The following is a 21,561-nucleotide window of genomic DNA, read 5'->3' on the forward strand; positions in this document are numbered from 1 at the left end:
TCGGCTATTTCAATTATCTTTTTAAAAACCAATAGTTCTTGTTCTTTCTTGGCTAATTGAGCTTCTAGCTCTTTGATACGTTGAGATTGAGGATCTTTCATAGGTCTTCCACGGGTTAGTTTCTCCAAATATGTAAATTTACCATATTTTCTTAACCAACTATCAATACAACTATGACTTCTAATTTGATAACGCCGACGAAGATCAGCTTTACATAATAATCCCTGCTCGAATTCTTTTACAACTTGTTTTTTGAATGCCTCGCTGTAAATTTTTACAGGCACTACATCTTTTAATTCTTCTCTTGACATTGACATAATTAACTTAATTATAGTCAACTTTTTTCAGGACAAGACAGAATAAATAAAAACCCGACAGGTTTTAAAAACCTGTCGGGTTTGATGTCTAAGACGAAAATTTAATTTTAATTTTTAATTTACAATTTACTAATATAACTTCCGTACATATCCTTAAACTGATGTCCTTGTGCAAAACGGTCTTTGCTTAATTTTTTATATTCAACCAATCCCCATAAAATAAATTCTTTGAAGAAATAAATATCTTCTTTATCTAATTCTGGCTGGTATTTTTTCACCAAAATATTTAACGGAGTTACTTCATCCAAAATTCCCTGATATTCAGCATCCGAAGCATCATCTAATAATTCGAAACCACTTTCGGCAAAAAACCATTCGATCAAATCAGAATATGGCGTTTTCTCTCCCGGTTTTTCGAGCTTTTCAATTTTTGGTAAAAGTGTCGGGAATAATGTTCGAATTGCAGAACCAATTAAACTTTGCGCCACGTAGGCTGCTCCCTCCTGCTCTCCTTCGTAAACCAATTCTACTTTTCCGGTAATGGCAGGAATAATTCCGATAAAATCAGACAAACGTAAATTTGTTTTATCAACTCCGGCTTTTAAAGCACGGCGTTCTGCTGTACTCATTAAGTTTTCGAAAGCCGTAATACTCATTCTGGCACTTACACCGCTTTTATTGTCGATATATTCGCTTTCACGGGCTTCAAAACTTATTTGCTCTAAAATGTCTCTTGCTAATCCTGGCACATAAACAATGTCGCTTTGGTTTTGATCTAATTTTGATTCCTGTTCTGTAATCGTTCTTGCAATCGCAACACTTTCAGGATAATGCGTTAGAATTTGAGATCCAATTCTATCTTTTAAAGGCGTTACAATACTTCCACGATTGGTATAATCTTCGGGATTAGCTGTGAAAATAAACTGCATATCAAGCGGCATTCTTAACTTAAAACCTCTAATTTGAATATCGCCTTCCTGTAAAATATTAAATAATGCTACCTGAATTCTGGCTTGTAAATCTGGTAACTCGTTGATTACAAAAATGCAACGGTTCGCTCTCGGAATCATTCCGAAGTGAATTACGCGATCATCTGCATAAGATAATTTTAAATTGGCAGCTTTTATCGGGTCAACATCTCCAATTAAATCGGCAACGGTAACATCCGGCGTTGCAAGTTTTTCGAAAAAACGTTCGCTTCTGTGCAGCCATGAAATTGGCGTTTCATCTCCTTTTTCTGCAATTAAATCTTTTGAAAATCGAGAAATCGGATTCAATGGATCGTCATTAATCTCAGAACCAGAAACAAACGGGATATATTCATCTAACAATTCGACCATTTTGCGAGCCAAACGCGTTTTTGCCTGACCGCGAAGTCCTAGTAAATTGATATTATGACGAGATAAAATAGCACGCTCCAGTTCTGGAATTACAGTATTTTCAAAACCGTGAACACCCTCAAAAACAGGAGCCCCGGATTTTATCTTCTCACGCAGATTATTTCGCAATTCGTCTTTAATACTTATTGTTTTATATCCTGCGGCTTTTAATTGACCTAATGTATTTATGTTTTCTATTTTCATCTTTATGAAATATCTGTTTTGTTGTTTTATTTGTTTTAATGACCAAAAGATTGTGTCATTACTTTGCGGGAGACGCAATGCTGTGCGCCTCTACGATATGCGTTGCCAATATAAAACCTTTGTCCCTTTGAACCTCTGCAACTTTGAACCTAACTAACGAACTCTCTTCTTCCTATTCGTTTCATAATCTTCAAAAATCATTTCTCCCAAACCTTTTAATCCGGTATAAAATGCTTTTCCCTGATTGGCTTCTGTAAAATGATTCACAAAACGCTGTAAATACGGATCGTTTGCAATCATAAAAGTCGTAATCGGTATATGGAGTTTTCTGGCTTGTTGTGCCTGCGTGTAGCATTTATCTACAATATATTCGTCAAGACCGTTACTATTCATATAATAAGAACCATCGCGTTCGCGCACGCAGCTTGGCTTTCCGTCGGTAATCATGAAAATTTGCTTGTTGGTATTTCGCTTTCTTCGCAAAATATCCATCGCCAATTGTAATCCTGCAACGGTATTTGTGTGATACGGACCAACTTGCAAATACGGCAAATCTTTTATGGGAATCGTCCACGCATCGTTTCCAAAAACCAAAATATCAAGCGTATCTTTTGGATAACGTGTTGTGATTAATTCAGCCAAAGCCATCGCTACTTTTTTTGCAGGCGTAATTCGGTCTTCACCATACAAAATCATACTGTGACTGATGTCGATCATCAAAACCGTACTCATTTGGGCTTTGTATTGCGTTTCTTCTACAACCAAATCATTTTCGGTTAGCATGAAACTTTCAACACCATTATTGACTTGTGCATTTCTCAAACTTTCAGTCAACGAAATGCGTTCTAAACCATCGCCAAAATTAAATTCGCGGAATTCTCCTGTATGTTCGTCGCCATTTCCGGCATGCTTGGTTTTGTGATTTCCGGTTCCTGATCGTTTTAAATTTCCGAAAATCTGATCTAAGGCTTGTTGTCTTATGGCGCGTTCTGTTTTAGCAGTGATTCCAAAACCGCCTGTTCCATCTTCCTTAACCTCGTCTTTTATGTAACCTTTCTTTTTTAAATCTTCGATAAAATCATCGATTGTGTAGTTTTCGTCGGTCAGTTTATATTCTTTATCCAACTCGCGAAGCCAGTCTATAGCTTCATCAAAATCGCCCGAAGTATGGGTGATTAGCTCTTTGAAAATGCCAAAAAGTTTTTCAAACGGAGACTGAAATGGGGCTTCGTACGTCTTAAAATAAAAACCTTTTTTAAATTCGTTTTTCATAATTCTAAAATTACACTATTTTAGAATTACGAAAAAAGAAACGTTTATTAATTTTTAGTTAAAATATTTGCAGAAAATGAACCGAAATTGAGCAGAAGTATACTAATTATTCAAACTTTCCGTCAAGGTAAAACCAAGCCTTGTTTTCGAATTTAAAAGTCGAAAATTCATAATGCGTCTGAGGCTTATTATTTGCATCCAAAAAATAAGCTTTGAACTCAACGGTATTCTCAGAAAAACTCAAAATCTCTAATTTTTGCCATTTATTGCTCGTTGCCCATTTCAAAATTTCGGCTTTCGAATAATATTTTCTTTCAGAAATATAGGTAGTTTCCAATAGATAATCAGCATTATGAGTCGCATACGCCGAATATCTTGAACGCATTAATGATAAAGCTGTCGGTGCTTTTTGATTGTTTTCCAGATACAATCCGCAGCAATCTTTAAACAATAAACCTGTATCGCAAAAACATTTATTCTCCATCAACCTGTTCTTCGCCGTTAATTTTTACGTGCAACTGATTCAATAAAACCTGATAACGGCTGATTTCTCTCAAATCTTCATCTTCTTCAGCGTGATCCAGCATTTCGTCTAAATCATCACTTACTTCAAGCAATTTATTATTGGCTTCTCTCTCTTGTTTTGCAGCTATCAAATCAATGATTTCCTGCACTCTTACTTTTAAATCTTCGAATTTACTCATATACTTTGTTGTTATAATTGTTTCATGTTTCAAGTTTCAGGTTACGTGCGTTATACAACTTGAAACTTGAAACAAAGAAAACCTGAAACTTATTTATTCTTGTGCTTTATCTTCGTTGAACTTTTTGATTATTTCTTTTAATTTTTCTTTACGTGCAATTTCAGCCTGTTTTACTTTATTTTGGGCTTTGTGCAATTTGTCGTTGTGTTTTTTGATATTCCTTTCGTTGTTGCGTCCCATTATATTTCTCTTTTAATTTCTTCTAAAGTTCTCTCGGTGTAAATCAATTTGGTTATGATTTGCTTTCGTAAGTCGGCAATATCATCGTAATCAAAATGTTTTGCCCATGACGTTAATTGCTGCAAATTTCGGATTTGTTTGATGCGTTTTGTTGTTTCGAAGCTCGTTCTTAATATTGCTTTTTTATCATAATCCGGATTGTTTTTATGCTGATAGGTCACGGTATTTTTATCAAAATCAGCATCAATATAATACAGTTTTTCTTCGGCATTATCAGGATGAAATTCGCTCCATGCCGCAAAACCTATTTTAGTTTTTGATGGCGTTTCGGGTTCCATTGCAATTAAGCGCCATTTGCTGTTGGCCAATCTTCCCCAATGATTGGAAACGCGATACATTCCCGCTTCAGTATAATAATAGATGCTTCCAGCTTTGCTTTCGAACTGTTTTTTTAATCCTTCAATTTCATCTGCAAGTACTTCGTAAAAAACACAAAAGGTATTTTTAAACGAATTAGGATGTGGTTTAAAGTTTTTTTGCATATGCAAATATACTGAGATTGTTGCGAACTCCCTAAATCAAACAATAAATCATTAACTTTGCATCTTCAAATTTAAATTTAAAAGTCATGTCTAAAGATTCACAAGAAAAAATGCCTCAAAAAGGAGTTTACACCGGTATCATCGAAAAAGATGAAAACAACAATTATTTTTGTGGTGAATATCTTTTAGATTACAAAATTGCTCATTCGAATTTTAATATTGGCGACTGGATTACCATTAAATCGGTTATCGAAAATCCAAGCGACATCAGTTATGATAAATATCCAAAGAAATCTAAAAACTTTGACAAGGCTAATCATAAGCCGGAAAATAAGTAATTTTTGTTTCAGGTTTTCTTTGTTTCAGGTTTCAGGTTTTGAAATGAGAATTTAACCGCAAAGTCCACAAAGGTTTCGCAAAGTTCGCAAAAGTATATAACACTAAGCTTTGCGTCCCAAGGCTTGGGAATAAGTTTTATAAGCAAAGTATATTAAAACTTTGCGTTGGTTTGCGGTAAAAATCACCTTGCTTTCGGTTTAACATCAAACTCTTACCCCTTAACTCTTAATTTTTTACAATATTTTTTCCTTCAAAAGTAAAAAGTTAAAAAAAAGTGTACCTTTGCAAAAAATTTGTCGTTTTGAAGTAAAAAACACTCATTTCAATCTAATAGACAATAAGTTACCTTTTATTTATGAAAAAAATAGTTGAATACCGCAAGTTACTAAACGTTGATAAAACTGCAGAGTTAAAAGATTTAAAAACCATTTATCGTAATGCGATGAAAGAATCTCATCCGGATAAATTTCAAGGTGATGATGCTGGTTTAAAAGCTGCAGAAGAGAAAAGTAAAGCAATTATTGAGGCTTACCACTTTTTGGTTAGTATTAATCCTGAGACAATTAAAGCAAATTTACCTGAGTATACTGAAACGATTTCAACTTGTTCAATTACTGATTATAAATTTGTTGACGGTCGTTTAATTATCGATTTTTCTAACGGAAGTGTTTACGAATACATTAGTGTTCCTAAAGCAACTTACGTGAAAATGGTAAACGCTGATTCTCCTGGAAGATTCGCAAAAAGACACATTTTAAACTCTTTTACCTGGAGAAAGAAAACAAATCAGGAATAGATTTATACCCAAATATTTATAAAAGCATTCTGACAACAGGATGCTTTTTTTATGCTTAAAAATCAGAAAATTGTATGTTTTATTTCCAAATAATAATATAATTAAAAGTTTTAAGTCAAATTTAGTCAGTAAACATACTGAAAACATGAGAATTAAGCATGAAAAAACTATAACAAAATTTTAGGTTACAAAATTCTTTAAGTTTTATATTTTTAGATACTTTTGTTGCACAAATCAATTAACTAATTAATTTTTTATAATGAAAAAAATACTTTTTTTACTTACCGCTTCTGTAGCGATAATTTCTTGCAGCAAAGTTAAAGACGGAGAATACCTAATTACAGGAACTGCAACTGGAATTGAAAACGGAAAAACGATCATTCTTCAAGGTCAGGACCCAACAACTAAAATGCCATTAGCTCTTGATACAGTAAAAGTAGAAAATGGAAAATTTGAAATTAAAGGAAAAGTAACTGAACCAGCATTTCATACTTTAATTCTTCAAGGTGCAAACGGGCCAATTCCTTTTATCTTAGAAACAGGAGAAATTAAAATTGCAATCGATAAAGACAGCATCCACAAATCTAAAATTTCTGGAACTTACAATAATGATGAGTACGTAAAATTCAACGAAGAGCTTACTAAAACTCAAAAAGCATTAGTTGATTTTCAAAAAAACAACACTCAAAAAATGCAGGCTGCTCAACAAGCTCAAGATACAGCAACTATCAACGGTTTGATGAAACAATACATGAAAATTCAAACTGAAGTTCAGGCAGATTCTAAAAAGAAATATTTAGCTTACGCTGAAGGTCACCCAAAATCTTATATTTCTGCATTGATTATTCAAGGTATGTTAGGAGATCCTTCTACAGATGTTAAAAAAGCAGAAGCTTTATACAACTCTTTAGATGAGTCTTTGAAAAATACAGCTCCTGGTAAAGAAATTAAAACAAAACTTGGTCAAGCAAAAATGCCTGCAGTTGGTGCAACAGCTCCTCCTGTTGGTGACGCTAAATGAAGATCAGATTTTTCTGCACCAAATCCTGAAGGGAAAGTAATTTCGCTTAAAGAAAGCTTAGGAAAAGTTACAATTGTTGACTTTTGGGCTTCATGGTGCGGACCATGCAGAAAAGAAAATCCAAATGTTGTAGCCATTTACAAAGAATTACATTCTAAAGGCTTAAATATTATTGGTGTTTCGTTAGATAAAGAAAAGAGCAAATGGACAGAAGCTATCGCAAAAGATGGCTTAACATGGACACATGTTTCAAACCTTAAATTTTGGGATGAACCAATTGCAGCTCAATACGGAGTTCAATCTATTCCGGCAACTTTTATCCTTGATGCGTCAGGAAAAGTGGTTGCTCAGGACTTAAGAGGCCCAGAATTGAAAGCAAAAATCGTAGAACTATTAGCAAAATAATCCTACTTTTTAAAAAATATTAAAAAATCTCCCTAGTGGAGATTTTTTTATTTTATTCAATTCCAATGAATTAAAAAATACTTTCAAAATAACTTAAAATTAAGTTCGTTTTTTGTTTGTAAACATGAAAAACGTTCCTATATTTGCAACCGCTTAGAACAACAAAGCGCATCAATGCTGAGATCGGGGAGATACTCAAGCGGCCAACGAGGGCAGACTGTAAATCTGCTGTGTGAACTTCGCAGGTTCGAATCCTGCTCTCCCCACCAAAAGGGTAAAGAAATAAAAAGGCAGCTTTTTCAATCTTTTCAAAAACCCATAAAAAACGTGGTAAAACCTGCAAATCCTAGGATTCGCAGGTTTTTTGCTTTTAAGACACTTTTCATTTTTTTTAAAGGTGCGTAAAATTTGGATCAGGTGCAAAAGTTGGGGATTTCCAGGCAGAATTTCTTAATAGCTAGAGTCTTTTTATTTATACCCACACAAAGTTGTAAATATACTCTCTAATCTTAATAATTATATTACAGATCAGATGAACATCAATATTTTATAGTTGAATAATTATACTCTAAATAATATTGAATAAGAAGAATTCATTCTCTAAATTTACAATCCTATATAATCCAACTCTACTACAACATGAACAAAGTATTTTCAGAAAATAAAACTTTACTTTTAGGTATAGAAAAATCTGAAAATAATTCATTTTTAGATATACCTGTACAATTTAGCGAGTATACTGTTTTGCTAATAAGCAAAGGAGAAGGAATTTATCAGGCTGATTTTGCCTCTTTTCCATTTAAGGCTCCTGCGATATTGTTTTCAACACCTCAACAATCCATATCTATTAAGGAAATTACACCGTTAACCTACACCACATTACAATTTCACGGCGACTTTTATTGTATTGAATACCATAGAAAAGAGGTTGCGTGCAATGGTTTATTGTTTAACAATATTTATGTTGAGCCTTCTATAAAATTAACTGTTGAGCAGCATCAATTATATTGCCAGTTAGTCGATCAGATTATTGATGAGATTAAACAGCAAACTCCGTCAGAAATTGTCTTACGAGCTTATCTTCAGCTTTTACTTGCCAAATCCAGCAGTTTGAAAATAACCAGTGAAAGACAAAATTTCCAAAAAGATGAAAAAATGGAACAGTTTAAAGCACTATTAGAAGAAAATTTCTTAACACTGCATAAAGCAAGTGATTATGCCTCCTTACTTTCTATCACAGCAAATAATTTGACGAAACAATGCAGCAAGCGTTTCAATAAAACGCCTACTCAAATGATTCAGGAAAGATTAATTTTGGAAGCAAAAAAACAACTTCATCTCACCCGATTAAGTATCAAGGAAATTGCTTATGCCTTACAATTTCAGGATGAATATTATTTTAGTCGTGTATTTAAAAAAATGACCAAAGTCTCTCCTCAAACCTTCAGGAAAACAACCGGCATCTCTATTGTGGCAGATTTGTCTAAGTAATAGCATTTTTTATCCATTCCTTAACTCTCATCGAGGAGATAACTTTGCATTGTTAATGATAACAAAAACTTAAAAATCAAAACAATGAAAAATTCTCTTTTAAACACAATAGCAAATCTTGATAGCCTTGGAAAAAATGCAGTACGTGCTAGTATCGTAATTGTTTTTTTATGGATTGGCGGACTTAAATTTTTTACTTATGAAGCTGACGGTATAGTGCCTTTTGTAGCAAACAGTCCTTTTATGTCTTTTTTTTATGATAATCCATCTGAATATAAAAAATACAGCAATAAGGAAGGTGAATTAATTGCTGAAAATCACCAGTGGAATATTCAAAACAATACTTATGGTTTTGCAAATGGTTTAGGAATTTTACTAATTGGTATTGCTTTTTTGGTGGCTATTCATAATTGGGCTCCTTTGGCAAGTATGATAGGAAGTATACTGGTATTTATCCTCACCATTGGTACACTTTCATTTTTAGTTACAACACCCGAAAGTTGGGTGCCGCATTTGACAGATCATCAATATGGTGTTCCTTATTTATCCGGACGTGGGCGATTGGTTCTTAAGGATGTTGTTATTCTTGGAGCATCCCTGATTACAATGAGCCAGTCAGCAACACTTTATCTCCAAAGAAAAAATAATTAATATTAACAACCTAAGAAAGCCCTGAAATTATGAGTAATCTCAGGGCTTTTTTAGGATCTTATTATCCATGCAAAACACGTAACAGCAATAATTTGTTTCTATTAATAATTTAGAATTATAATTACTGCTGAGATAATTCGGCTTCGGTATGCAATAGACAAGTCCAATTGTTATTTTCTTTTATCCAGGTAGAAGTGCAGGCACATTTCGCAGGTTCTTTTTGTTCATCATCCGTTATTGCCAATTCTATCAAGTACGCTATTACAGCGGTATTTTCAGCAACTAATTGTGTTTTGACATCAGAAAAATTCAATACTTTTATTTTATCACCATCTCCTGAATCAAACATCTTTTTAAAATTAGCTTCATCTACCCTATGCACTCCATTTTTGCCGGCGATTATACAAGGAAAACGAGTCAGTTTTTTTACCGTTTCATAGTCGTGATTTTCCATTCCCTGCCAATATTTTTTTTCCAGTTCAATAATTTGCGTTTCCATAATCCTCTTTTATTAATTAAACAGTTATACAAAGTTCAAATTAATATTAAAAGGCAGGAACATTTTTAACATAGATTTAATTAAGGCATGAAAGAAAGTAAGCCGTTTCTTCTTAGTGGTCTTCTCTTGCTTTTCATAAGAAGCAATATGAGGAGTAGAACGATATGATTTCTTTTAAATTTCTACAACAGCACCAAAAATCTGAATAATAAATTTTATCTTTCCTAAATTTACTCCGGTAATTGTAATGTTTTAATTTCTAACTTCTAACAAAATGGATTTTCAGAATAATGAATTTTCAAAAATAGAATCATTAAAATCAAAAAAAATAACTTTTATAGCAAAGGCTATAGGAGTATTTCTTTTTGTGAGTACAATTTTAGGAATAATTAATTTAGAGATAATCATTATTGAATCTGGAAAATTATCTGCTGAATTTAAAATTTCTTCTGTAATACTATCCGTAGTGCTTCTTTCTTTTTTGGTATATTTCGTATTAAAGGATATAATTATTACCCGAAATAACAAAATTACCAAAGTAATAGTGGATCAAAATGGTTTACATCATTATAAAAATGAAACAATTATTGAATCCCTAACTTTTGAGTCTTTATACCCAAATCCCGACCTAAAAAATTATGATGTAGTTTTATCAGAGGGTGAAGATGTAGCTAACGACATTTGTGTATATTATTTGGATAGCTCTACGAATACAATAATTTATAAAGCTATTATATTTAAAACTCCCTTTTCAATACGCAATGGAAAAGAATTAAAAAGACATTTCATAAAGGGTATTTTAAAGTTCCGATCTGATTTGGAAGTTTCACCAAAAGTTTTAGATTTATTACATTTAAAGAACTTATAAATTACGTTTGCCCGCATTTCCAGAATTCAAAAAACCGTTTCTATATAAAGAAACGGCTTTTTAAAAACTAAAAATCTATATTATTTTATTGCATCAATCCCACTATGTGTTGGAATTACCTGTTTGATGCTTCCATCAGGATTAAACTCTAGTTTATCGATACAAACTTCACGGTGAAAACCACCGGCATCTCCCATTTTTATTCCTGTTGGATAAGAAAAACGGTGATACGTAATGTACCATTCGTCTTTGTTCGGAATTTGTAAAACCGAATTATGACCCGTAGCATAGATTCCCTGATCCGGAATTCCCAGAATTACAATATTATTTACCGGAATTTCAATTGGCCCTAAAGGCGATTTTGACGTTCCGTATCTAACTTTATAATTTGGACTTCTTGTATCATCTTCACTCCATAAAAAATAGTAGGTTCCATTTCTGAAAATGATATAAGTTCCTTCTCTGAAAGTTTTATCAACCTGAATTAATTTTGTACTTCCCTCTTTAATCGAAAGCATATCAGCATTTAATTCGGCTACAGCCATATAACCATTCCCCCAATACAAATAAGTTTTTCCTGTTTTCGGATCTGTAAATACATCCGGATCAATTTCCTGACCGCCCTTTACTCCATCGGGTCTTTTATTGATCAAAGCTTTTCCGCTGTCTGTAAAAGGCCCTGTTGGATTATCCGAAGAGGCTACACCAATTTTTTGAGCCGCCGTGAAATAATAAAAATATTTGTATTTTCCCTTGACCTTTTTCTCAACAATACAAGGCGCCCAGGCATTTCTGTTGGCCCATGTCACATCTTTTCTGAGATCTACAATAATCCCTTCGTCTTTCCAGTCAATCAAATTATCTGAAGAGAAAGTCTTGAAATAATTTCCCGACCATCCATCAAAACCATCGCTTGTTGGGTAGATATAGTATTTTTTTGTTTTGTTAGAATATAAGATTTCCGGATCAGCGTAATACCCTTCTAAAACAGGGTTATTATTTATTTTTGGGAATTTATCCGGGATTCCCCATTTTGCAATCAGTTTCTTCAATTCAGAACGTGTGATAGGTAAAATAGTTCCGTGACGCGGATTAAAATCCATTGAAATATCATTATCAATAACAGTGAAGTTCTCCAAATCCTTACTTTTCGTAAACTGATATCTTCCTTTGGTGTAAACATCATACATCAGGATATAATCATCTGAATTATTTATTTTGAAGACGCTGGAACCTTCGACACCATCCTTTGTTTGTTGCAGATAATTGTCATTTTCTGTCCAATTTCCAGAAGTCAGATCCTTTGTTGTGGCTACTTTAATTCCTGCTTTTTCAGTTTCTGTTTTATAAAAAAGATGGTAAATTCCGTCTTTTTCAATAATATCACCGTCGATACAAGCTCTCTCCGATTTTGGAACAAATAATAATTTTGGAGGACCTTCTAAACCTGTAAAATCTTTATTGGCATAAGCGTAATAAATTTTATCGGGGCCTCCTGCATATTGTAAACTAAAGTAAATTAAATACTTTCCTGTTTTTGCATCGTAAATTGTCTGTGGCGCCCAAACTCTTTTTAAATTTTCATTTCCCGGAAAAGTAGTTTGAATATTTACAATACTGCTTTTCCAATTTACAAGATCTGTGCTTTTTAACAAGACCATGGCACGATTGCTGTCCCAGCCTTTTGAAGACGTCATATCTGTCAAAACCATATAAAAAGTTTTGCCATCGTCTCCGCGCAAAATATGCGGATCCCGAACGCCGCCAGTTGAACTGATTATTTTGCTGTCTATGACTGGTTTATTATTATTTAAATGATAATAATGATAACCATCTGCGCTAATGGCATATCGAACAGCCTCATCTTCAACTTTATTTCCAGTGAAGTAAACAAACAAATAAGCCGTTAAATCCTTTTCTGCAATTACGGGTGGAGTTCCTTTTGTATTGTTGTTTTGTGCTTGTGAAAAAGTAAAGAGCAATAAAAATAATACAATACTAAAATGTGTTTTCTTCATTATTTTTTTTCTTTTAATTGATACAAAACCGAACTGTGAGGTTTTAATTCTGCTGAAATTGCTGTTGAAGCCACTTTTGATTTCTCACCAGTCCAAATATTCAAAGCTTCTATATTTCCTGAAATTCCTAAATCAGTAAAATTTACCGAAATAGTTTCCGAAGCTTTATCGGAGATATTAAACAAAGCCAGATAAATACTTCCGTCTTTAGGATTTTTTGAAGTCACCGCAATTTTTCCGTCTTTTTGGAAAAGCTGGTTTACATCAGTACTTTCATTGTGCATTTTCACAACTTCTTCGTTGGTTAATAAGGATAAAGTAAAAGTATCGTTACTTGGTAAATCTCCACCAAAAAACAATGGCGATTTAAAAATATTGAAGAAAGTAATTAAGGTATATTGCTCGTCTTTTGTTAAGCGTGTCATTCGGTCTTCGCCACGTTCTCCCCTAACAGAAATGCGTCCTAACGGAATCATATCGCAGTCTGGCCATGTTCCCGGTGCAATATGTGGGTACCATTGCTCGCTTACTTTCATTAGATGTGTAATATGAGGCCACGTGTCCCAAACATCATCAACCATGCGCCACATATTGGCATGTTCTTTTACGTGAGGAGCTGCAGTTATAGGGGTTTCACCTGGCGAAGTACTCAATACGATTTTGCGTCCGCATTTGTCGATCGCGTTTCTAATCAGGTTAATTTCACCTTCGTGATACGGTCTTGACAAATCATCAATTTTGATAAAATCAACTCCCCAGCTTGCATACAGTTCAAATATAGAATCATAATATTCCTGTGCTCCCGGCTTGTCTGCAACAATTGTATAATTGTCTTTTAGCCACTCACACTGCAAGGCTGTAGTATAAATTTGATCTGCCGTGATTCCGTTTGCGCCTTTAACTGGCATTTTGTCTTCCACCGCTTTTTTCGGAATTCCGCGCATAATATGGATTCCGAATTTTAATCCTTTCTTATGAATATAATCTGCTAAAGGCTTAAATCCTTGCCCATCTTTTGCTGATGGAAAGCGATTTACAGCTGGCAAATATCTTCCGTATTGATCGATTACATATCGTGGATCTGTTTGGTTATATCCTCCTGCCTTATCATTTTCAACAAACCATCTGATATCAACCACGATATATTCCCAACCGAATTTTTTCAAGTTTTTTGCCATATAATCGGCATTGGCTTTTACTTCGTGTTCTTCTACAGTCGGGCCATAACAATCCCAGCTATTCCAACCCATCGGCGGCGTTTGAGCCCATTGTTTGAATTCCCCTTTTTTAAAAACTTTAGTCTGGGCAGTAGAAGAAAACGATACGAAAACCAACCCCAAAATCAACGGAACTATATTTTTTATTTTCATTATGATTTTAATAAGTGTTAATAATACACTTCGAATATACTAAACTTTTCGTCATTAAATACAATTAACCCGTCTGCTAACCAAAACGCTGACAGGTTAATTGGTAATTTAAAAACGAACTACTAATTTGTGCTAATTAGCTCCGGAAGAGCAACATATTTATAGCAAATAATAACCGGTCACGGATAAAGCTCCAGCGGAGCGACATGTAAAACAATCTCAAGATTTCACCCCGATGGGGTTCTTTCGTTTCAATCGGGTTATTTGCTATAAACATGTCGTTCCGCTGGAACTAGCATTCTTTGATATACTTTATTATTTTTTTTAGCTACAGATTAACTGATTAAAAAGGATTTTATCTGCATTTTTAATTAAGCTCTGGAGGAGCAACATATTTATAGCAAATAAATAACCCGTCGCGGATAAAGCTCCAGCGGAGCGATATGTAAACGATCCTAAGATTTTACCCTGATGGTTTTCTTTCGTTTCAATCGGGTTATTTGCTATAAACATGTTGTTCCGCTGGAACTAGCATTCTATGACATACTTTATTATTTTTTTAGCCACTGATTAACTGATTAAAAATGATTTTATCTGCATTTTTAATCAAGCTCCAGAGGAGCAACATATTTATAGCAAATAATAATCGGTCGCGGATAAAGCTCCATCGGAGCGATATATAAAACGATCTCAATATTTCACCCCGATGGGGTTCTTTTGTATCGATTTCTAATTTGCAATAAACATATCGTTCCGCTGGAACTAGCATTCTTTGACATACTTTATTTTTTTAGCCACTGATTAACTGATTAAAAATGATTTTATCTGCATTTTTAATTAAGCTCCGGAAGAGCAACATATTTATAGCAAATAATAATCGGTCGCGGATAAAGCTCCAGCGGAGCGATATGTAAAACAATCTCAAGATTTCACCCCGATGGGGTTCTTTCGTTTCAATCGGGTTATTTGCTATAAACATATCGTTCCGCTGGAACTAGCACTCTTTTATAGACCTGACAGGTTTTAAAAACCTGTCAGGTCTCTTTGACGACATACTTTGTCTTTTTTTTTAACCACTGATTAACTGATTAAAAAGGATTTTATCTGCATTTTTAATTAAGCTCCGGAGGAGCAACATATTTATAGCAAATAAATAATCGGTCTCGGATAAAGCTCCAGCGGAGCGATATATAAAACGATCTCAATATTTCACCCCGATGGGGTTCTTTCATATCGATTCTAATTTTTCTATAAACATGTTGTTCCGATGGAACTAGCATTCTTTTATAGACCTGACAGGTTTTAAAAACCTGTCAGGTCTCTTTGACGAAGTACTTTGTCTTTAGATTAAATGATTAAAAATGATTTTATCTGTATTGCTAATCTTACTTCTAACTTCTTGCTTCTAACTTTTTCCTTATTACTTCACATTCACACTAACCTCAACCGGCTTTAACCATTGACTTGTAAATGTAACTTTTATCGGCTGAGACGATTCTCCCGTTGCCTGAACATAAGCTGCAATATGACCGTGATATACGCGCTGTACATTATCTGTATAATCTGTCATGTCGCTGTTGTTTCCTGCTTCAAGGCCTAATAAAGTTCCCGGACCAGTAATTGTGCAGGTAACTTCATTATCAGAAAGCATTACCGGAAAACCGTTTTGATCTTTTAGCTGCACCATAATTTTAGCTACACCTTTGTCTTTTGCAATTGTAAAATTGGTATCAGCAATTGTTAATTCAACAGGTTGTTGTGTCGAATTAATAGCGTATCTGCTTACTTCCTTGTCGTCTTTGTTTAGACCAACTGTTTCTAATTTTCCGGCAGCAAAAGGAATATCCCAATAAATAATTCCTGTTTTTTCATCATATGCTTTTGCTTCGCCAACCACTTTTCCGTTTAACTCTAGACGAGCTTTTGCAGCATTTGTATAGCACACAACGCGAATTTTTTCACCCGGAGTGTAATTCCAGATTGCCCATGCATCTTTCGAAATATCTTTTTCATTTTTTAAAGGATAAGTTCCGATGTAAGCCATTGGTTTATCAGACCATAATGACTGACGGAAATACCCTCTCGGTTTGATAATTCCTGCAAAATCAACCAAACCAGAGTAAAATCCTCTTGAAGGCCATCTTCCTGATTCTCCTAAATAATCAATACCGGTCCAAAGGAATTGTCCAAAAATATGTTTGTTGTTTTTTACGGCAAGCCAAGGCTCCATATCATGCACATTCTCGCTTCCGAAAATAACTCTGTTTGGATATTTTTCGTGATCCGATTTATATTTACTTTCTGTATAATTATATCCTGTAATATCCAAAGCTCCCGGATATTCTGTTTCGTTAGACATCGCAACACCAGCTAAACCAGCCGTTGTTGGACGGGATTTGTCATATTTTTTTACGGCTGCAACCAAGCGTTTTGCAATTACTCCAAGACGCATGGCATCTGGTGCATCTTTTTTATAACCTCCATAGGCAGCTTGTCCAAAACCGTCTTTTCCTTTGTCTAAAACTGGGTGCGAATAAGGATCATTTGGATAATCTACCTCGTTACCAATACTCCACGCAAAAACCGAAAGATGATTTCTGTCACGACGCACAAAATCTTCCAGATCTTTTTCTCCATAATCTGCAAAAATGTCAAACGAACCCTCGAATCCCGGTGTTCCGTAATTCCAGCCTTCTAACCATTTACGTTTTGGGAATTCCCATTCGTCATACGCTTCGTTCAATACTAGTAAACCTAATTCATCACACAATTCATAAAAAACAGGTGCTTGTGGATTATGACTTGTACGAATGGCATTTACGCCAATTTCTTTTAATGTTTTCAATCTGGTTTCCCAAACTTCACGAGGTACTGCAGAACCTAAAACTCCGGCATCGTGATGCAAGCAAACGCCTTTCATTTTCATCCAGTTTCCATTTAGGGCAAAACCATTATTTGGATCGAAAGTGAACGTTCTAAAACCAGTTTTTGTAACCGTTTGATCGATTTGTTTTCCATCTTTTAGGACAGTTGTTTTAAGCTGATATAAATTTGGATTATTGATGTCCCACAATTGTGGATTTGTGACATTTAGTTTAGATGCTATTTTACCGCTTTGATTGGCCGCAACTTCAATCTTATTAGAAGCTTTTGCAACAGATTTTCCATCTTTTGAAATCAATTCGTTCACCACAGTTAAATTTGATTTTGCAGAAGATCCATTCTCTACCTCAACCTCAACATTCAAAGTTCCGTTTCCTTTTGTCACTTCAGGATACGCATAAACGCCCCATTGTGCAATATGAACCGGATTTGCGTAAACTACCCAGACATCTCTGTAAATTCCAGAACCTGTATACCATCTGGAATCAGCACTTTGACTGTGGTCTACACGAACTGAAATCGTGTTTTCTCCTCCGTATTTTACGAACTGAGTGGCATCATAAGCAAAAGAAATATATCCATTTGGACGTTTTCCTAGCGAATGTCCGTTGATAAAAACTTCGCTTCTGTTGTAAACCCCTTCAAAATACAAATACACTTTTTCTCCGGCTTTGCTCTGCGGAATATTGATTGATTTTCTGTACCATGCAATTCCGCCCGGCAAATAACCTGTACAACTTGCCAGTGTTGGGCTTAGCTGTCCTTTTACGCTCCAGTCGTGAGGTACATTTACCGACTGCCATTTGCTGTCGTCAAAAGTGGTGTTTTTTGCATCTGAAATATCCTGAAGATTGAATTTCCAGTTGTCATTGATTTTTTTCGAATCTCCAAACGAAATCTGGCTGAACGCCGAGACAAACGAAAAGAGTAAAACAGGTAATAAGATCTTTTTTGTAAACATTTTTTTCTAAGTTGCTAAGTAGCTAAGATTCTAAGGTTCTAAGCTTTCTAATTAATTTATTATTTCTTTGTTTCAGGTTTTCTTTTATTCTTTAAGTCTTTATATAAACCCGATAGGTTTTAAAACCTATCGGGTTTGCTAATCTTTGTAGAACTTCTCGCGGAGATCCCTCGTTACTCGGGATGGCATCCTTTACGATTAATCACTTTCCCCTCAAAGTTTTATGCAATCTATTGATTATTTAAACCCAATGACAAACATTGTGGTTATTTATCTTTGTAAAAGTTTAAAACTTTGACAAAAATTTGCGCATCGATTCTAAAACCTTTGAACCTTTGCGACTTTGAACCTCTGAACCTTAATTATTTATACGTTCCCACATAAGTCACAACTGACTTGGCCGGAATTTCAAAATTAGAAACATCTACAGCAGTACCTTTTTTCAAACTTAACGTTTCAGAAGTTGTGTATGGCGTAAATTTATTATCTGTTAAAGCTCCTCCTGTAAGATTTAATTTGTAGGCTTTCGCCGATTTGCTAATGTTAACCGCAACAACAACCAATTTCTTTGTGGCCACATCTTTATATGCCGTTACCATTACATCATTCACGGAAGTGGCATTATCTACACTAGGAATCTGAACTCTAACCATTCCAGGTTTTACGAAGAAAGAGAAGTTTCCTAAAGCCCAAAGTGTTTTGGAATCTCTAATGTATCCATCGTTTTTGCAGTAATTTGAATCTCCCGCGCCGTTGCTTGCATTGTCATCCACATGAATTAATCCGTCTTTGTAATCGCCACGACTAATTGCTGTCCACCATTGCCAGGAAGTAACATTTCCAACAGCAATATCAGTACTGATAATACGGGCTGTCCAAAGTGCCAGCTGAATTCCTAAATCTCTTCCCGGACCTCCGCCTCCTGACAATTCTGATGTTCCGGGACTTTCTAAAACACAATATTCTGAAGACCATAAACTAACTGCACCAACTGACTGAATTCTTGAAGCTGCTTGTTGTCTTGAAGAAACCAGTTCGTTTAAAGGCCAGGCCTGCCAGTAACTGTGTCCGGAAATGGTTTTCTTTACGTTAGATAATCCTGTTATTTTTTTAGCAGAATTTGCTGCAAAGAAATAATCAATCTGGTTGGATCTGCTTTCTTTGCCTGAAACGGTTTTATATAAAGATTCGTAAGCACCTGCTTCTCCCACAACAATTTGAGCCGTAAGCCCTTTTGACTGCAATTTAGGAGATAATATATTTACAAAACTGTAGATGTTAGCATTGGTAGCAGGAGATCCTTCTTGTGCCGTTCCATCCCACTCGTACTGCGGCTCATTAAACGGGCTCACATAATCGATTGTTAAACCTTGTTCTGTTTTTAATTTATCTAATGCAGTAACCCAGAAATCAGCCAACTCCGGCATTTTTCCATCTTGCAAATTATAAAATTCTTTTATGGTGGCATGTGCTTTTCCGTTTTGAGTTAAATAAACCGGTGCACTGTTGGTAAAAGCCAATAATTTATCCACTCCACGTTCTTTTGCAGCTTTCATAAACCAAACCTGTCCGGCTTGTTTGCTCATATCATACGAAACTCCATCTGTTGTAAAACATTCTGTACGTCGCCATTCATCTGAAATATCGCTGGCATCGCCTTGTTCTGTACTTCCTGATCCAAGATTAAAACGCCAAAGTGATAGTCCAATTCCTTTTGGATTTCCGTCAGCATCTAATTCTCTGCTGAAAAGCAAATCGGCCATTTTGTTTCTTTTATCAGAAGGCCAGTTTTTTCCAATGAAATTACATTGCCAGGCATCAGAGGCACCAAAACTTTCCATGGTTTGGAGATTCATATCCAGATTTACACTTAATTCTGCAATGGTGTTTTCAGTAACTGAATCATCTGATTTTTCAGAATCGCAACTAATCATAAAAAAGTTAGCGAAAAGCAAGCCTGCACATAACAGACTTACTTTTTTGTTATTTATAAATTTCATTAGTAACCTGGGTTTTGTTTGATTAATCCTCCACTTAAATCAATTTCCATTTGAGGTATTGGCCACAATAAATTTTTGGCAGGATTAAAATTGATTCCTTTATCCTGAGGTTCTCTCAAATTGGTAGTTTCGTACGGGTCTGTAGAATTTAAATTGTATTGAACAAAAGTTCCGTTTGGTCCCATCAAAGATTCGATAACCGGTTTTCCGGTAGTTGGGTCTTTTTCACGACGGATATCATACAAACGCAATCCTTCAAAAGCCAATTCTAAACGACGCTCTTTGTAAATTTGGTTCAGTAGTGTCGGACCAGATAAACCTGTTTTTGGATCTAATTTTACACGTGCTCTGATGATATTGATATCTGCCAATGCATCTCCTCCTGTATGGTAATTTGCCTCTGCTCTTGTCAGATACATTTCTGCCAGACGAATCAATGGAACATTCAAAGGCAAATGCCCGTCTTTATTATCTAAAGCACGACGTGTTGCTATCGGAATATAATATTTACGACAGATACGCCCTGATTTATTGTCATTTAAACTGAATTTATGCGTTGGATTTAAAACCTCATCTCCATAAGCGGCTTCTCCCCATTTTGTAATAGTACTTCTGCGACGAATTACATCATTTTCAGAAAGATAAGCATTTTCTAAATCACTGGTTGGCATACACCATCCCCAGCCATCCAAAACATCTGCAGCATCATTGCTTGGGAAGTTTTTCTTGTCTTCACCTCTGGCACCTGCCAATGTTGGCAATGCAGAACCTAAAGTTTTATTCTGTACATCAGAAGATTGTGCTTCTAAAATAGATTCTACACCATTGTGATTGTTTACACTCCAAATGTTCAGGAAATCAGCTTCTAATGCAAAAGGACCTTCTGTTATTACTTTGTTTGAATATTGTTTGGCCTCTGCCCATTTTTCCTGAAATAAAGAAACGCGCGCCAATAAAGCATAAGCAGCCCATTTGTTTATTCTTCCGTTTCTGTTTACCGGAATAGTTTCCAGTTTAGCAGCAGACTCTTTAAGATCCGCTTCAATCTGAGCATACACTTCTGCAGCAGAACTGCGCTCTAATTTTAAATCTCCGGTTCCTAATGATGTTGTATAAAGTGGAACTCCTCCAAAAAGGTTTACCAGTTCATAATAACAATAGGCACGAACAAATAGAGATTCTCCCATATATTGATTCTTCTGTAACTCAGTAATTGGTGCTTCAGCCATTTTTTCCAAACCAATATTTGCCGACTGAATGGTATAGAAATGCGCTGTATAACTACTGTTCATATCTCCCATATTATCCGGCGAAATAATGTATTGAGAACTTGGTCTGTGTGCACTGTTGTCCTGACCTGTATTACCCATCCAGGCATCATCTGTTGCCATTTCGTTGGTAACTCTCGGTGCAACCAAAACCCACCAGTCATTGGTCACTAACAACCTGCGTGTTAATTCGTTGGTATAATTTTCACATTCCTGTGCTGTTTGAAAGTAGTTTTCCAGGGTTTGCTTTCCTCTTTCGTCTTTTTCAATAAAATCAGAGCAGGAAACTGCAACTGCAGCTAAAGCTATTATTGATAAAATTATTTTTTTCAT

20 protein-coding genes and 1 tRNA gene are annotated in these 21,561 nt (G+C 35.0%); 8 read left to right on the plus strand and 13 right to left on the minus strand.

Going from position 1 to position 21,561, the window contains the following annotated elements; genetic code table 11:
- The 7 genes from SD960_RS17070 to SD960_RS17100 all read right to left on the minus strand — a co-directional run.
- The coding region (locus SD960_RS17070; protein ID WP_413230383.1) for a transposase at positions 1-311 on the minus strand (311 nt) is incomplete at its 3' end.
- A gap of 125 nt (positions 312-436) precedes the next feature.
- Complete coding sequence (locus tag SD960_RS17075) at positions 437-1,900, minus strand: AAA family ATPase (protein ID WP_318804967.1); 1,464 nt, start codon at positions 1,898-1,900, stop codon at positions 437-439.
- A gap of 153 nt (positions 1,901-2,053) precedes the next feature.
- Positions 2,054-3,172, minus strand: a complete 1,119-nt coding sequence (locus SD960_RS17080; protein ID WP_042565401.1) for a vWA domain-containing protein — start codon at positions 3,170-3,172, stop codon at positions 2,054-2,056.
- A 106-nt stretch (positions 3,173-3,278) separates the two neighbouring features.
- The gene (locus SD960_RS17085; RefSeq protein ID WP_318804968.1) at positions 3,279-3,656 is read right to left on the minus strand and encodes a YchJ family protein; all 378 of its coding nucleotides are present in this window, start codon (positions 3,654-3,656) and stop codon (positions 3,279-3,281) included.
- Positions 3,646-3,876: a hypothetical protein gene (locus SD960_RS17090; protein ID WP_318804969.1), complete on the minus strand. Its 231-nt coding sequence runs from the start codon at positions 3,874-3,876 to the stop codon at positions 3,646-3,648. The genes SD960_RS17085 and SD960_RS17090 overlap by 11 nt, the downstream gene beginning before the upstream one ends.
- A gap of 93 nt (positions 3,877-3,969) precedes the next feature.
- Positions 3,970-4,116, minus strand: coding sequence for a hypothetical protein (locus SD960_RS17095; RefSeq protein WP_089069566.1), 147 nt, complete (start codon positions 4,114-4,116; stop codon positions 3,970-3,972).
- Positions 4,116-4,658 (minus strand): hypothetical protein, encoded by a 543-nt coding sequence (locus SD960_RS17100; RefSeq protein ID WP_318804970.1) that lies wholly within the window; start codon positions 4,656-4,658, stop codon positions 4,116-4,118. Before SD960_RS17100 ends, SD960_RS17095 begins: the two co-directional genes overlap by 1 nt.
- Before the next feature lie 86 nt (positions 4,659-4,744).
- On the opposite strand from SD960_RS17100, the gene SD960_RS17105 reads away from it, so the two are divergent.
- The 7 genes from SD960_RS17105 to SD960_RS17135 all read left to right on the plus strand — a co-directional run bounded on the left by SD960_RS17105 (position 4,745) and on the right by SD960_RS17135 (position 9,361).
- Positions 4,745-4,996, plus strand: a complete 252-nt coding sequence (locus SD960_RS17105) for a hypothetical protein (RefSeq protein ID WP_318804971.1) — start codon at positions 4,745-4,747, stop codon at positions 4,994-4,996.
- Positions 4,997-5,352: 356 nt separating this feature from the next.
- Positions 5,353-5,793, plus strand: coding sequence for a KTSC domain-containing protein (locus SD960_RS17110; RefSeq protein ID WP_115845979.1), 441 nt, complete (start codon positions 5,353-5,355; stop codon positions 5,791-5,793).
- Between the two features lie 259 nt (positions 5,794-6,052).
- Positions 6,053-6,814, plus strand: a complete 762-nt coding sequence (locus SD960_RS17115) for a DUF4369 domain-containing protein (protein ID WP_042565396.1) — start codon at positions 6,053-6,055, stop codon at positions 6,812-6,814.
- 39 nt (positions 6,815-6,853) lie between these two features.
- Positions 6,854-7,219: a TlpA family protein disulfide reductase gene (locus tag SD960_RS23715; protein ID WP_082036966.1), complete on the plus strand. Its 366-nt coding sequence runs from the start codon at positions 6,854-6,856 to the stop codon at positions 7,217-7,219.
- A 185-nt stretch (positions 7,220-7,404) separates the two neighbouring features.
- Positions 7,405-7,488: transfer RNA gene (locus tag SD960_RS17125), tRNA-Tyr, on the plus strand.
- Between the two features lie 370 nt (positions 7,489-7,858).
- Positions 7,859-8,710, plus strand: a complete 852-nt coding sequence (locus SD960_RS17130; protein ID WP_318804973.1) for an AraC family transcriptional regulator — start codon at positions 7,859-7,861, stop codon at positions 8,708-8,710.
- Between the two features lie 84 nt (positions 8,711-8,794).
- Positions 8,795-9,361, plus strand: coding sequence for a DUF417 family protein (locus tag SD960_RS17135; protein ID WP_318804974.1), 567 nt, complete (start codon positions 8,795-8,797; stop codon positions 9,359-9,361).
- A gap of 121 nt (positions 9,362-9,482) precedes the next feature.
- On the opposite strand, the gene SD960_RS17140 is transcribed toward SD960_RS17135, so the two are convergent.
- Positions 9,483-9,860 (minus strand): nuclear transport factor 2 family protein, encoded by a 378-nt coding sequence (locus SD960_RS17140; RefSeq protein WP_318804975.1) that lies wholly within the window; start codon positions 9,858-9,860, stop codon positions 9,483-9,485.
- 274 nt (positions 9,861-10,134) lie between these two features.
- On the opposite strand from SD960_RS17140, the gene SD960_RS17145 reads away from it, so the two are divergent.
- The gene (locus tag SD960_RS17145) at positions 10,135-10,728 is read left to right on the plus strand and encodes a hypothetical protein (RefSeq protein WP_318804976.1); all 594 of its coding nucleotides are present in this window, start codon (positions 10,135-10,137) and stop codon (positions 10,726-10,728) included.
- Positions 10,729-10,808: 80 nt separating this feature from the next.
- Here SD960_RS17145 and SD960_RS17150 read toward each other — a convergent pair whose 3' ends face one another.
- The 5 genes from SD960_RS17150 to SD960_RS17170 form a co-directional block, all read right to left on the minus strand.
- Entirely contained in the window at positions 10,809-12,746 is a 1,938-nt protein-coding gene (locus tag SD960_RS17150) for a family 43 glycosylhydrolase (RefSeq protein WP_318804977.1), read from the minus strand.
- Positions 12,746-14,116, minus strand: a complete 1,371-nt coding sequence (locus SD960_RS17155; RefSeq protein WP_318804978.1) for a glycoside hydrolase family 27 protein — start codon at positions 14,114-14,116, stop codon at positions 12,746-12,748. Before SD960_RS17155 ends, SD960_RS17150 begins: the two co-directional genes overlap by 1 nt.
- 1,420 nt (positions 14,117-15,536) lie before the next feature.
- Complete coding sequence (locus tag SD960_RS17160) at positions 15,537-17,960, minus strand: sugar-binding domain-containing protein (RefSeq protein ID WP_318804979.1); 2,424 nt, start codon at positions 17,958-17,960, stop codon at positions 15,537-15,539.
- A 362-nt stretch (positions 17,961-18,322) separates the two neighbouring features.
- Positions 18,323-19,960: a glycoside hydrolase gene (locus tag SD960_RS17165; protein ID WP_318804980.1), complete on the minus strand. Its 1,638-nt coding sequence runs from the start codon at positions 19,958-19,960 to the stop codon at positions 18,323-18,325.
- Positions 19,960-21,561 carry a RagB/SusD family nutrient uptake outer membrane protein gene (locus tag SD960_RS17170; RefSeq protein WP_318804981.1) on the minus strand — a complete coding sequence of 534 codons (1,602 nt, stop codon included), beginning with the start codon at positions 21,559-21,561 and terminating at the stop codon, positions 19,960-19,962. Before SD960_RS17170 ends, SD960_RS17165 begins: the two co-directional genes overlap by 1 nt.

The organism is Flavobacterium sp. MMLR14_040 (genome assembly GCF_033657265.1).
Lineage (GTDB): Bacteria > Bacteroidota > Bacteroidia > Flavobacteriales > Flavobacteriaceae > Flavobacterium.